Annotated in this window: 10 protein-coding genes; 6 read left to right on the top strand and 4 right to left on the bottom strand. The window is 72.9% G+C overall.

Annotated elements, in window-relative coordinates:
• Position 1: 1 nt before the first annotated feature.
• The 4 genes from FDO69_RS27625 to FDO69_RS27640 form a co-directional block, all read right to left on the bottom strand.
• Complete coding sequence (locus FDO69_RS27625; RefSeq protein WP_104782887.1) at positions 2–1,180, bottom strand: cytochrome P450 family protein; 1,179 nt, start codon at positions 1,178–1,180, stop codon at positions 2–4.
• Entirely contained in the window at positions 1,180–5,079 is a 3,900-nt protein-coding gene (locus FDO69_RS27630; RefSeq protein ID WP_104782890.1) for a non-ribosomal peptide synthetase, read from the bottom strand. Before FDO69_RS27630 ends, FDO69_RS27625 begins: the two co-directional genes overlap by 1 nt.
• Entirely contained in the window at positions 5,076–6,716 is a 1,641-nt protein-coding gene (locus FDO69_RS27635) for a condensation domain-containing protein (protein ID WP_234388142.1), read from the bottom strand. Before FDO69_RS27635 ends, FDO69_RS27630 begins: the two co-directional genes overlap by 4 nt.
• A gap of 206 nt (positions 6,717–6,922) precedes the next feature.
• On the bottom strand, positions 6,923–7,108 hold the full coding sequence (locus tag FDO69_RS27640; protein ID WP_104782893.1) for a hypothetical protein: 186 nt from the start codon (positions 7,106–7,108) through the stop codon (positions 6,923–6,925).
• Between the two features lie 204 nt (positions 7,109–7,312).
• Between FDO69_RS27640 and FDO69_RS27645 the strand changes: the two genes are divergently transcribed.
• The 6 genes from FDO69_RS27645 to FDO69_RS27675 all read left to right on the top strand — a co-directional run bounded on the left by FDO69_RS27645 (position 7,313) and on the right by FDO69_RS27675 (position 13,376).
• Positions 7,313–8,293 carry a LuxR C-terminal-related transcriptional regulator gene (locus FDO69_RS27645; protein ID WP_104782896.1) on the top strand — a complete coding sequence of 327 codons (981 nt, stop codon included), beginning with the start codon at positions 7,313–7,315 and terminating at the stop codon, positions 8,291–8,293.
• 352 nt (positions 8,294–8,645) lie between these two features.
• A complete protein-coding gene (locus FDO69_RS27650; RefSeq protein ID WP_234388143.1) occupies positions 8,646–9,962 on the top strand; it encodes a cytochrome P450 in 1,317 nt (438 codons plus the stop codon).
• The gene (locus FDO69_RS27655; protein WP_104782902.1) at positions 9,959–10,774 is read left to right on the top strand and encodes a thioesterase II family protein; all 816 of its coding nucleotides are present in this window, start codon (positions 9,959–9,961) and stop codon (positions 10,772–10,774) included. The genes FDO69_RS27650 and FDO69_RS27655 overlap by 4 nt, the downstream gene beginning before the upstream one ends.
• Positions 10,775–10,784: 10 nt before the next feature.
• Positions 10,785–11,771: an aldo/keto reductase gene (locus FDO69_RS27660; RefSeq protein WP_104782904.1), complete on the top strand. Its 987-nt coding sequence runs from the start codon at positions 10,785–10,787 to the stop codon at positions 11,769–11,771.
• Positions 11,772–12,313: 542 nt separating this feature from the next.
• Complete coding sequence (locus tag FDO69_RS27670; protein ID WP_199838332.1) at positions 12,314–12,991, top strand: formylglycine-generating enzyme family protein; 678 nt, start codon at positions 12,314–12,316, stop codon at positions 12,989–12,991.
• Between the two features lie 94 nt (positions 12,992–13,085).
• Positions 13,086–13,376, top strand: a complete 291-nt coding sequence (locus FDO69_RS27675) for a hypothetical protein (protein WP_138430195.1) — start codon at positions 13,086–13,088, stop codon at positions 13,374–13,376.
• Positions 13,377–13,469: the final 93 nt, after the last annotated feature.

A 13,469-nucleotide genomic window follows, 5' to 3' on the forward strand; every position in this document is an offset into this window, starting at 1 on the left:
GTCAGGCTTCTCCGCCCAGGTCGACGTAGAGGTGGTCGAGACCGACGTAGCTGAGGTTGGGGCCCCACACGGCGGCCTCGTCGGACAGCCGGGCCTTCGGGAACCGCCGCGCGAGGCTGCGTAGCAGGACCGCCGCCTCCATACGGGCCAGCGGGGCGCCGACGCAGTAGTGCGGCCCGTAGCCGAAGACGAGATTCCGGTCGGTGCCCTCGTCGGCGGGTGTCTCCGCGGGGGCGGACGCGCCCGTGACCGGGCACACCGCGTCCGGCGCGGCCTCGTCGAGCGGCCCCTGCCCGGTGAGGCTCACCAGGACCAGGTCGCCGGTGCGCAGCCGGGCTCCGGCGATCTCCTGGTCGTGGGCGACGACCCGCCCCAGGTGCCGCAGCGGGGGCCGGCGTACCAGCACGGACTCCACCAGGTTCTCGACCACGCCGGGCCGGTCCGCCCGTACCGCCTCCCACAGTTCCCGGTCGCCGAGCGCCGTGAGCACGGTGGAGCCGAGCAGCGAGGCGGTGGTCTCCAGGCCGCCGAAGAGGCACATCGCCCAGGTCGCGTTGGTGCGCGCCCGGTCCTCGGGCGTGTCGGTGGGGAAGTCCTCCAGGGCGCGCGCCCCGGCGAGCGCCTCGGTCATCTCCACCATGACCCGCTGTGCCGCCCGGGCGTGGTCGCGGCGGTACATGGCGCCGATGAACAGCGACAGGGTCCGCGACCATTCGTGCAGCACCGGCGGTGGTACGTCGACGCCGACCACGTGCGCCATCACCTCGCCGGAGATGCCCTCGGCCACGGCGGGCATCACGTCGCAGGGACGTGTGGCCGCGAGCCGGGTCAGGCACTGTTCCGTGATCTCCTCGACGCGGGGCGTGAGGGACCGTACGTACGAGGCGGACAGCATCCGCTGGACGGGGCGCCGCAGCGCCGTGTGCTCGGGGGCGTCGGCCTGGACGAACCAGAGCCGCAGGAACTCGGTGAGCTCGCGGTACTCGGCGCGGGTCGTGTCCGCCATGTACAGCTGGAAGGAGCGCTCGAAGGTCCCCGAGGCGAAGCCGGGGTGGTTGAGGACCTGCCGGGCCAGGCGGGGGTCGGCCACGACCCAGCACTCCAGTCCTTCGTCCCACTCCGGTGCCCGCCCGCCGTCCGTCAGGGACAGCGGCGGGACCGGCGCCGCGGTACGGGCCATCAGACCGCGGCCTTCTCGACGAGCGCGCGCAGCCCGGCGGGCGTGGGGGACAGCAGGAAGTCCCGCAGCCGGACGGACACCCCCAGCTGCTGCTTGACCTGGCGCATGAGGCGGACCGCGCCGAGGGAGTTGCCACCGATCACGAAGAAGTCGGTGTCCTCGGTGATGCCGGTGACCGGTTCCGGCGCCTCGATGACGGCGGCGAACAGTGCGGCGATGCCTTCCAGGCTGATCCCGGCCGGCGCCTCGGCCCCGGCCGTGCTTTCGGCCCCGGCCCCGGCCCCGGCCACGGTCCCGGCCTCGGTCCCGGCCACGGCTCCGGCCTCGGCCCCGGCCCCGGCCCCGGCCCCGGCCACGGTCCCGGCCTCGGTCCCGGCCACGGCTCCGGCCTCGGCCCCGGCCCCGGCCCCGGCCCCGGCCACGGTCCCGGCCTCGGTCCCGGCCACGGCTCCGGCCTCGGCCCCGGCCCCGGCCCCGGCCCCGGCCACGGTCCCGGCCTCGGTCCCGGCCACGGCTCCGGCCTCGGCCCCGGCCCCGGCCCCGGCCCCGGCCACGGTCCCGGCCTCGGTCCCGGCCACGGCTCCGGCCACGGCTCCGGCCTCGGTCCCGGCCACGGCTCCGGCCACGGTCCCGGCCTCGGCTCCGGCCACGGCTCCGGCCTCGGTCCCGGCCACGGCTCCGGCCACGGTCCTGGCCGAGGTCTCGGCCACGGCCCTCGGCTCAGCCCCGGTGACGGTCACGGCCGAGATCTGCTTCGCGGGCCCCGCGAGCGCGGCCAGTGCACGCCGGTCCACCTTGCCGTTGGCGGTGACGGGCAGCCGGTCCACCACGGCCCACAGCGCCGGGACCATGTAGGACGGCAGCCGCTCGGTGAGCAGGTCGCGCAGCCCGGCCGTGCCGACGGCCGCACCCGGCACCGGGACGACGGCGGCGACGAGCCGCTTCTCGGCGCTGTCGCCCTCGCTGACGACGACCACGGCGTCCTGCACCCCGGGATGCTCGGCGAGAACGTCGCTGATCGCACTCAGCTCGATCCGGTAACCGCGCAGCTTGACCTGGTCGTCGGCGCGGCCGAGGAAGCGCACCCGGCCCCGGCTGTCGATCCGGACCAGGTCGCCCGTGCGGTACAGCCGCTCGGGCACGTCCGGGGACAGGTGCCCGAACACGCGGGCCGTCTCCCGCTCGTCGCCCAGGTAGCCGTCGGCGAGGCCCTCACCGCCGGTGTACAACTCGCCCACGGCACCGGGCGGAAGCAGCCGGCGGCGCCCGTCCAGCACGTACACGCGCGTGCCGGGGACGGGGCGGCCGATGGGCAGCGGCCCGTCCACGTCCTCCGCACGTGCCACCGAGTGGGTGGTGGTGAAGGTGGTGTTCTCGGTGGGGCCGTAGCCGTTGGTGACGACCAGGCCGGGGTGCCGGGCCAGGACCCGCGCGGTGTGCTCGTGCGGTACCACGTCCCCACCGGTGAGGAGCTGGCGCAGGCTGCCGAGCGAGTCCGAGGCGAACTCCTCGACGAGCCGGAACAGCCCGGCGGTCAGCCATGCCACGGTGACCCCCCGCTCCCGCAGGAAGGCGCCCAGCTCGGTCGGCGAGGCCAGTCCGGCCGGGTGCACCTCCAGGGTCGCGCCGGTCAACAGCGCGCCCCACAGTTCGAGGGTGGAGGCGTCGAAGGAAAGCGGGGACAGCCGCAGCATCCGCTCGCCCTCGCCGAGCCGCACGTAACCCGCCTCGTGAACCAGGCGGATCACCGCGCGGTGCGGGACGCCGACGCCCTTGGGACGGCCGGTCGAGCCGGAGGTGAAGGCGACGTAGGCGAGGCGGGCCGGGTCCTCGGGCGGTGCGGGCACCGTCCGCGGGTCGGCGGGCCGCCAGCCGGGTTCCCAGACCGGCACGGCCGGGGCGCCGAGCTCCGCGAAGCGGCGCGCGGCCGATGAGCCGACGGGACCCGTCAGCGCGGCGCTGGGCCGGGCCCGCTCCACGATCCGCGCGAGGTGGCTGTCCGGCTGCGCCGGGTCGATCCCCACGTAGGCGGCCGACGCCCACTGCACACCGAGCACGGCGACGGTCTCGGCCACCGACCGCTCCACACCCACGAGCACCCGGTCGCCCGGCTTGACTCCGGCGGCGATCAGCAGGCGGGCCTGCTCGGCGGCGGCAGCGGCGAGTTCGCCGTAGGTGAGGGAGTGATGCGCGTCGCGGACCGCGACGGTGTCGGGGTGACGCGCCACCGTCTCGCGGAACAGCGCGTCGAGGGACGTCCGGGGGAAGTCGCGGCCGGTTTCGTTGATCTCGTCGAGCAGGTGCTGTCCCTCGGCGGAGATGCAGCGGACGTCCTCGAGGCGGGCCTCGGGGGCGGCGCTGACCCGCTCGACGGTCGCGAGGAAATCGGCGACGAAGGACTGGGCCTCGGCCTCGTGCCACACGCTGGTCGCGTATTCGAGGTGGCCGGCGAACGAGGGGTCCGCCTGGCCGATCAGCATGGTCAGGTCGAACTGCGAGCCGCCGCCGTGTCCTTCCTCGATCTGGATCCGGACCGGCCCGGCACTGAGCTCGCTCGGCACCAGCTGGTCGTGCATACCGAAGCAGACCTGGACGAGCGGGTGGCAGCCGAGGCTTCGCTCGATGCCGAGACGGGCGACGATCTCCTCGAACGGCAGGTCGCCGGCGTCGATGGCGGCACCCAGATTGCGGTGCACCCCCCGGAGGAACGCGGCGACGTCGAGGTCGTCGTCCACGTCGATCAGAAGGGGTACGAGATTGCCCGTGACGGCGACGAGCCGACGCAGCTCGGAGCTGCCGCGGCCGAGCAGCGGGACGCCGACCAGGAGCCGGCGGTTGCCGGTGCGCCGGGCCAGGCAGAGGCCGAAGGCGCCCAGGAGCAGGGAGTACGGGGTGATGCCGAGGGCCTGCGCCCGGCGGCCGACCTGGTCGGTGGTGGCCGGGCCGAGGTCGAGGCCGAGGCGGTCGCCGGCACCGTCCTGGAGGGTGGGGCGCTGCCGGTCGGCGGGGAGTTCGAGGACGCTGGGGACCCCGGCGAGGTGCTGCTTCCAGAACTCGGTCTGCTCGTCCCAGAGGCCTCGGGCGCGGGCCTCCTCCTGGTGCCGGCGGAGGGCGGAGAGCGGGCTGCCGAGGCTCTGGGCGGCTCGTTCGCACTCGGCCTTCGACTCGGCGTAGCTGTCGAATATCTCGCGCAGCAGGTAGCCCACGGCGAAGCCGTCCAGGACCATGTGGTGCGCGGTCAGTACCAGGGCGGAGCGCTCGTCGGAGGGGTCGGCCGGAGTGAAGTGGGCGAACCGGTAGGCGGGAGCGGCGGCCAGGTCGAAGGGCTCGCGGCCCAGTTCGGCACTGCGGCGCCGTACGTGGCCCTCGAAGGTCTCGGTCGGGTCGTCGTGGACGTACTCGACGACGTCCGGTGCGTGGACGGGGAGAACCTCCTGGACCACGTCGTCGCCGGTCTCGCGGAAGACGACCCGCAGTCCCTCGTGGCGTGCGGCGGTGGCCGCGAGGGCCTTGGCCAGGATGCCGGGGTCCAGCCGGCCACCCCGGCTGAAGCACCGGAACACCAGGTTGTACGGGGAGCCCCCGGCCACCTTCTCGATCAGCCACATACCGCGCTGGGCGGGAGTGAGTGCCTGCTCGGTGTCGAGGCCGGACGGGGATGCCGGTGCCGCCCCGGTCGCCGGGGCCGCGGGGGTGGCGGCGGCGAGGACCTCGGTGAGCGGGGCGTCACCGAGCAACTCCATGATCGGGACGCGCAGCCCCAGGCGCTCCTGGAGCACTCCGGCCAGGCGCATGGCACGCAGCGAGTCACCGCCGAGCGCGATGAAACTCGCGTCGCCGAACGCGTCCGGGCCGTCCGGTATCTCCATGACCTCGGCGGCCAGCGCACCGGCCGTCATCGGTTGCCACCCGTGGGCTCGGTGGCCGATGCGGCGGCGCCGGCGATGAGCTCGGCCTGGCCGCTGACGGTCGGCGAGCGGAACAGGTCCATGGTCCGGACCTCTCGGCCCGAGACCTGGCCGAGCCGCTCCACGAGGAGCACGAGAAGCAGGGAATCGCCGCCGGCCTCGAAGAAGCTGACGTCGTCGGCGAACTCGTCGGTGTCCAGGACCTCGTTCCACACGGAGCGGACGAGTTCGAGGCGGGCCGTCGGGTCGTCCAGGTCGGCGGGGGCGGCGGTGGGGCGTACGGACTCTTCGAGCACGGGTTTCTCCGGGAATGTGGCCAGGCCCGCGGCGCTGCGCCGCAGATCGTGAAGGAAGCGCGAGACATCGGTGTGGCCGAAGACGTTGACGGGGTAGTCCAGCGAGAGGGCGAGTCGCCGTCCCCCCGCCGTGTCCTCCAGCCGGACGAACATCGCCAGGTCGTACTTGACGAACATCGGGTCGAGCGGGCGGAGCCGGCCCGTGACATCCGGGGTGAGCTCCAGGGACCGCGGCGCCTCGTCGAGGTTGACGAGGACCGGCGACAGCGGCGGCCACAGGGCGTTGCGGTCGGGGTTGAGGGCGGCGGAGACGGAATCGAGGGGGACGTCGCTGTCGACGAACGCCTCCATGCCGCTGACGCGCACCCCGCTGAGCAGGTCGCGCCAGGTGTCGCCCGGGCCGACGGTGACGCGCAGCACGACCGTGGTCATGAACATCCCGATCACGTCCGCGGTGGCGGGATCGTCCCGTCCGGGCCAGGCGAAGGCGATGAGGAAGTCACGCTGCGGCCCGGTACGGGCGAGGGTGCCGGCGAGCAGGGCGACCCCGACCATGAAGGGGGTGCAGCCCTCCTGCGCGGCCACCGCCATCGCCTTCTCGGTGGTCTCCTCGTCGAGAGCCGTCGCCAGGGTGGCGCCGAGCAGGGACTCCTCGCCCTCGCACGGGGTGCGGGTGAACGGCAGCCGGACCTCGGGGGGTGCGCCGCGGAGCCGGCCGACGACGTCGGCGACCTGCTCCTCGATCTCCTCGGGGGTGCGCTCCGCCGCGACCGTCGCCGGGTGCGGCAGGTCGCTCGGTTCCGGCTCCACGCCGTCGAGTCCGGCGCGGTAGAGGGAGCGGATCTCGTCGAGGAGCATGCCGCGCGAGACCCCGTCGAAGACGATGTGGTGCACGTTGAGGACGAGGAGCGTGCGCTCCGGGCCGAGGCGGATGATCTCGGCGCGAGCGGGCGCGTCCCGGCCCAGGTCGAAGGGCGCGCCGCTCAGGGTCCGTACGCGGTCGTCGACGTCGTCCTCGCTCCATCCCTCCACGGCGGCGTCGCGCAGTGCGGGCTCGGCGGGCGGCCCGTCGGTGTGGTACTCGACCCGGCGGCGCTTGATGTCGAGCCGGAACCGGGCCCGCAGCGAGGGGTGCCGCGCGAGGGCCTTCCGGACGGACGAGACCAGCACCTCGTGGTCGACCGGGCCCGTGAACTCCACAACGGTGGGCACCAGTTGAGTGGGCCGCAGCAGCGCGTCGCGGTCCAGGACCCACATACCTTGCTGGACCCGGGTGGCCGGATACCAGGTGTGGCCGTCGGGTGACGCACCGTTCGGCGTTTCGGGCAGCACGAAGCGACCTCCGAAATCTGTGGGAAGAGGGGTGACATGCGGCGTACGGGAGCCGCCGCGTGGATCGCCGCTCCGTTGATCAGGGCAGGGCGGGCCGGCCGGCGTGCGCCGGGATCAATGCCGGTGTGCCGGGACGGGCAGGCCCGGGATCGAGCAGGGCGCCCCCGGGACGGGCAGGCCAGGGATCGAAAAGGGCGGGCCCGGGATCAGCCCCACTGCGAGTCGTCCTCGCCGACGTCCGGGGTGGGGTTGCTGCCCCACTGGGAGTCGGCCAGAACGGTCTGGTCGGCGGGGGCACGGTCGGCCGGGGCCTGGGCGGCGCCGACGCCGATGAAGGCAACGCCCGCGAGGGCAAGCGCGCCGAGTATGTGTCTGAGAACGTTCCTGTTCATCTGTCCCCCATTGTTTTGCTTCTGCGAAAGATCCGGACATCTGCGGTACAGAACCCGGCTCGGGCTCCTCCGGTGTCCGGGGCTGTGGCGGTTGTGCGGCAGAGCTGTGGTGGTTCCCCGTCGGAAGCATGCACGTATCGGCGTGCAAGGTCATCGAGGATCGAGCAGGATGATCCCGCATTGCTGAAACCAGCAGGGGGAAATATGTGCACAACCGAGGACAATGAGGCGGAGGATCGCGAGGGAGTCCTCTGCGACGAGGGGCTCCAGTACTACTCGGACGCCCTTCGCGGCCGGACCCCCGCCACCGAGTGCCCTTCATGTCTGCTGGACCTGGGCCTGGTCCAGCGGTTGCCCGACGGCAGCCTGGCCGCCATCCCGCCACGCCTGGCGGCCGGTGCCCGGCTGGACCACCTCGAAGACGTCATCGAGGAGAAGAGGACCGCTCTCGCGACGCTGCGCGCCTCGATCAACCGGGCCCAGGACGCCTACCTGGAGAGCTACGGGAAGGGCGAGTCGCACCTGATCCGTGCGGTGCGGGGACAGGAGGCGATCAGCGCCACCCTCTCGGCGGCCGTGCACGCCTGCCAGCAGGAGCTGCTGACCGCTCAGCCCGGCGGCGGCCGCCCCCAGGAACTGCTCGACAAGGCGCTCGAGAGCGATCTGGAGGCGATCGGCCGCGGGGTTGCGCAGCGCACGATCTACCAGCACACGATCCGCACCCACCAGCCCACGCTCACCTACGCCGAACGCATCTCGCAGGCGGGCGGCGAAGTGCGCACCCTGGACGAGGTGTTCGACCGGCTGATCGTCTGCGACCGGAAGATCGCGTTCATCCCCGACCCCGGCTCGGAGCGGCGTGACACGGCACTCGCGGTCGAACATCCCGGCGTGGTGCGCTACTTGGTGGGGCTCTTCGACCACGCCTGGCAGCGGGCCCAGCCGCTGCGGAAGTTCCCCAGCAGCCGGCTCCCTCCGCTCCTCACCGACGAGGTCCGGCGCACGATCCTGCGGCACATGGTCAACGGCCACACGGACGAGGCGATAGCGAGCCGCCTCGGTATGAGTCCGCGCAGCGTCTCCAACCACATGCGCTGGGCCGCCGAACTGTTCGGCAGCCGCAGCCGGGCCCAACTGGCCTACCTCATAGGCAAGAGCGGCTTCCTGGACACCGTGCCGGACTGACGGCGCCATGGAATCCGGTTCGGTCTTCACCTTCCCGCCGGTGTCATGTACGTTGTGCCGGAAGCATCTTCCAGGCCCGGCCGTCCATCGGCCGTCGCACCGCGCAGACCGGCTGGTTCCCCGTCGCGCTGTGAGGGACGACGAGCTCCGGCAGTATTCCGGAGCCGCATCCCGTTCTGCCGTGTAGCCCACCCACCGCATCCCCTCGGGTTTCCCGCTCCTGGCTTCCCGCCCGCCGCCGTACGCCGTGCCGTTCCTCGGCGCACGACGGTCCGGAGCTGCGAGGAGAGGGGCGAAGCGTGGCACACGGCACGGCGCCTTCCTGCCCATCACGGTGAAAGGAAGACGGGCCTTGACCGTCCATGCCACACCCGCCCCTGCCGGACCCTCACTCGCTCCGCCGCCGGGCTGCCCGATGCACGCGGCCGCCGCCGGACCCGCCGACGGCGTGGACCTCGTGGATCCGGCCCTCTACAGCGACGGCGACCCGCACCCCGTCTGGCGACGGATGCGCACGTTGGACACGCTGACCCGCCACGAGGTCGACGACGAGCGCTGGTTCTGGAACATCGTGCGCTTCGAGGACGCCGACCGGGTCCTGCGGGACACCGCCACCTTCACCTCCGAACGCGGCACCATGCTCGACCTGCTGGGCACGGACGACCCGGCAGGCGGCAAGCAGCTCGCGGCCACCGACCCGCCCCGCCACACCGAGATGCAGGGACGCCTCAAGAAAGCCCTGGCGATCAAGTCGGTCGACCGGCAGCGCGAGATGATCCGCGACCTGGTCGTCCCGCTCATCGAACCACTCGGCGACGGCGGCACGTTCGACTTCGCGCAGACCATGCTGGCCATGCCGATGTCGGTCACCGGCACCATGATGGGCCTGCCGACCTCCGACTGGGCCTGGCTCAGCCGGCTGACCACGGTGTGCATCGCCGCCGACGACCCCGAGTACCAGGACCCGGGCGGCCGGGACGTCACCCTGAAGGCCGCCCACCGCGACCTGTTCGCGTACTTCCAGGACCTGGTCCGGTTCCGTCGCCACAACCTCGGGGACGATCTGCTGAGCGTGCTCATCTCCACGGAGTTCGAGGGCCGGCACATGGCGTCCGAGGAGATCGTCGCCAACTGCTACAGCCTCCTGCTCGGCGCGAACGTCACCACCCCCCACCCGCCGAACTTCGTCATGGCCGAGTTCATCGACACGGGAGTGCTCCAGGACTGGGCGGCACACCCGGAGGCCGACGACACGGCCCTGAACGAAGCCCTGCGCTGGGCCTCGCCCGTCAACCACTTCCTGCGGTACGCCACCCGCGACGTGGAGATCCGCAACACCCGCATCAGCGCCGGGGACGCGGTCGTCATCTGGATCGGCTCCGCCAACCGCGACGAGACCGTCTTCACGCGCGGCCAGGAGTTCGACATCCGCCGCAGGCCCAACAAGCACCTGGCCTTCGGTATCGGCCCCCACTACTGCATCGGGCACAGCGTCGCCCGCGTCAGCCTGAAGACCCTGTTCCACGAGCTGTTCACCCGCTTCGAGGACTTCCGGCCGGCCGGCCCTCCCGAGCGGCTCCGCTCCAACTTCGTCTCCGGCTACAAGCACATCCCCATCACGGCCCGCCGAGCCCGCAGCGGCAACGGGCGTGCCAGGAGCACCGGATGACACGGCCGCACCCGAACGCCGTCCCACCCACCGGCAGCCCGTGGCTGCGCCGCTTCCACGCCGCGCCGGCCGGCTCCCCGCTCCTGCTGTGCTTCCCGCACGCCGGCGGCAGCGCCTCGTACTTCTTCCCGTTCTCGGCCCGGCTGGCCGCGCACGCCGATGTGCTGGTGGTCCAGTACCCCGGCCGGCAGGAGCGGTTCGCCGACCGGTGTGTGGAGTCCCTGCACGAGATGGCCGACCTGATCACCGAGGAGCTGCTGCAACGCCTCGTGCCGGACCGGCCGTTCAGCATCTTCGGGCACAGCATGGGCGCCTCCCTCGCCTTCGAGGTGGCCTGCCGGCTGCGGGACGCGGGCTTCCCGCCCGCCGCTCTCACCGTCTCCGGCCGCCGCGCCCCGTCGATACCCGCTCCCGGATCGGTGCACCTCGCGACCGACGACCAGCTGATCGCCGACATCAAGCTGCTCGGCGGCACCGATCAGGGGATGCTCGACAACCCGGAGCTGCTCGCCGCGATCCTGCCCTCCGTCCGCAGCGACTACGTAGCCACCGAGACGTACCGGTTCCGCGGAGCGGACCCGCTGCGGTGCCCCGTCACCGCCCTGATCGGCGACGCCGACCCGCGGGTCGACGAGCCGCAGGCGCTGGCCTGGCGGAACCACAGCACCGGCCCGTTCCGCCTGCGCGTGTACGCCGGCGGCCACTTCTACCTCGTACCCCACCTCGACGCCGTCGTGGCGGAGTTGCTCGCGGACCTGCCGGTCCGTGCCGCGGCCTCCGCCGGCACCGAGTCGGCCACCTCCCACCACTGAAGGGTTCACCATGAAGTACCGCGTCATCGGCAGCTCGCCCGACACCCGTCGCGAGGTCAGCGTCCTGAGCCTCGGCGCCATGACCTTCGGCACCACCGTCGACGAGGCGACCTCCTTCGCGATCCTCGACCGGTTCGTCGAGGCGGGCGGCACGTTCATCGACACCTCGAACAACTACGCGTTCTGGGTGCACGGCACACAGGGCGGCGAGAGCGAGCAGCTCGTCGGCCGCTGGCTGCGCAGCCGCGGCATCGGCGACGAGATCACCATCGCCACGAAGCTCGGCGCTCGCCCCAACCAGCCCACCCAGACCTTCAGCCTCGACGTGGAGGGCCTGTCCGCCAAGGTCATCCGCGAGTCGGCGGAGCGCAGCAGGGAATACCTCGGCATCGAGAAGATCCACCTGCTGTACGCGCACATCATGGACGAGCGGACCCCCCTGGAGGAGACCGTCCAGGGCTTCGCCGAGGTGGTCGCCGACGGAGTGGCCGGGCTGCTCGGCGCGAGCAACCACTGGTCCTGGCGGATCGAGCGCGCCCGCGCCCTGGCCGCCGCCGCAGGTGTCCCCGGCTACGAGGTGCTCCAGCACCACCACAGCTACCTGCGCCAGCGCACCGACATCCCGAGCATGCGTTCCCCCGACGGCAACCAGGGCCTGGTCAGCGGCGACCTCCTCAGCTACCTCCGCGCCAACCCCTCGCTCACCCAGGTCGCGTACTCCCCCCTGATCTCCGGCGCGTACGTCCGCGACGACAAGCCGCTCGGCCCCGGCTTCGACCACGCGGGCACCCAGCCCAGGCTGAAGGCGATCCGTGAGGTGGCCACCGAGACCGGCGCGACCGTCAACCAGGTGGTGCTGTCCTGGCTCATGGGCGGGGACATCCCGGTTCTCCCGCTGGTCGGTGCCTCGTCCGTCGCACAGCTGGAGGAAAGCCTGGGTGCGGTGGATCTCGACCTGACCCCGGAACAGCGGGCCAAGCTGGACAGCGTCCACTGAACCGCCTGAGCGCCCAGCGCCGCCGGGCCCGGCGCCGGTGACCACGCCCCGTGCGGGGGACGGACGCCGTGCCCCGGGCGGTGACCGTGCCCCGGGCGGTGACCGTGCTCCGGGCGGTGACCGTGCTCCGGGCGGGGACCGTGCTCCGGGCGGGGACCGTGCTCCGGGCGGGGACCGCGCCCCCGGCGGTGACCGCGCCCCCGGCGGTGACCGCGCCCCCGGCGGTGACCGCGCCCCGGGCGGTGACCGCGCCCCGGGCGGGGAACCGGCGCCTTGCCCCGGACAGGCGTCCGCGCCCCGGCACGGGGGAGGGATCGTCGTCCGTACCCCGGTGTGACCGGCGCACGGACGACGCCGGGTTTCCGTGCCGGGGCGAAGCGCCGGCCGCCTGCTTCGGGCGGGGGGGCTCCTTCTCTGTCGGGCATGCCCGACTGCTAGCGTCCGGCACCATGTGGGCTCAAGAGACCGTGGCCGGCCGACCGGCCTGGCGGCATGTTCCTTCCGGAGTGGTCTTCCGGGCTGTTCCCGGTGGGACGTTCCGGATGGGCCTGTCCGACGCGGAACTGGACGCGGTGCGTGCCATCGAGCGGGCCGACGGCGCCGATGACGACCTCGCGGCGTTCTTCGCCGACGCCGACCGGGCCCGGCCGGTGCGGGACGTGCGGGTCGAGCCGTTCCTGATCGCCCGGCATCCGCTCACGGTGGCGCAGGCACGGCACTGGCTGCCCGACTACGAGGACACCTTCGCCGAATCGGACGCGAGCACGGCCCGGTTCGAGGACGACTTGGACGACCTGCTCGGGGCGTTGCCCTTCCGGCTGCCCAGCGAGGCGGAGTGGGAATACGCGGCCCGGGCGGGTACGACCACTCTGACCTTCCGCGGAGACGGGAGGCCGGACGAGGAGCAGGTGCTCGACGACTTCGCCGACGAGGAGCGCACGGCCGCGGCGGAGAACGCCTTCGGGCTGGCGGCGATGGGGTCGGCGAACGAGATCTGCGCCGACATGTGGATACCGCATTTCGAGGACGCGCCGGTGGACGCACGCCCCCGCACGGGGGACGGACCGCGGGTGGTGCGCGGAGGCGGCGGCGACCTCCACCCGTGGCAGGGCTGCGACGAGTGGCTGCTGCTGCTCTCCGCCACCCGCGACGCGTTCCAGGACTTCACCGCGCTCCGCCCGGTCGCACCTGTGCCGACGAGTGCTGTGGGAGCCGGCTGATCAGCGGCAACGGCCGGGAGATCACCCACCAGGACGGCAGCGCCGACGAGGCGTGTGCGCACCTGTTCGTCGCGGGCGAGCGGAGGGAAGCGACGTGGATCGACATCATCAGGTGAGCGACGGCGAGGGCCGAGGCGAGACCAGTGGGGGGCGCGGTACGCCGGACAGCGTGCCGCCCTTGCTGCTCCCGCTGGAGATCGCCGTGTTCGTCGCCGTCACCGTGGCCGTGACCGCGCTCGTCCTGGCCGGCATCCAACTGGTGAAGTCCCCGGTGGTGATCGGCACGACGTACACCGCGCTGCTTCTCGCAGGGGCCGGGGCCGTCGGTGTCGCCGCCGCGACATACACCCGCAGGCGCCTGCTGCGTCGCAGGCGACGCTCCTGACGCACCGGTACACGCAGGGCCGGAACCACCGGGTTCCGGCCCTGCGGCGTCACCCGGCAGAGGCCTGGACCGTGCACGAATCGCTTCCCGCAG

This window comes from Streptomyces tibetensis (assembly GCF_007655005.1).
Lineage (GTDB): Bacteria > Actinomycetota > Actinomycetes > Streptomycetales > Streptomycetaceae > Streptomyces > Streptomyces tibetensis.

Coding starts and splice junctions, on each gene's coding strand:
- FDO69_RS27625 (WP_104782887.1), bottom strand. CDS start 1,180: ATGGCCCGTACCGCGGCGCCGGTCCCGCCGCTGTCCCTGACGGACGGC.
- FDO69_RS27630 (WP_104782890.1), bottom strand. CDS start 5,079: ATGACGGCCGGTGCGCTGGCCGCCGAGGTCATGGAGATACCGGACGGC.
- FDO69_RS27640 (WP_104782893.1), bottom strand. CDS start 7,108: ATGAACAGGAACGTTCTCAGACACATACTCGGCGCGCTTGCCCTCGCG.
- FDO69_RS27645 (WP_104782896.1), top strand. CDS start 7,313: ATGTGCACAACCGAGGACAATGAGGCGGAGGATCGCGAGGGAGTCCTC.
- FDO69_RS27655 (WP_104782902.1), top strand. CDS start 9,959: ATGACACGGCCGCACCCGAACGCCGTCCCACCCACCGGCAGCCCGTGG.
- FDO69_RS27660 (WP_104782904.1), top strand. CDS start 10,785: ATGAAGTACCGCGTCATCGGCAGCTCGCCCGACACCCGTCGCGAGGTC.
- FDO69_RS27670 (WP_199838332.1), top strand. CDS start 12,314: ATGGGCCTGTCCGACGCGGAACTGGACGCGGTGCGTGCCATCGAGCGG.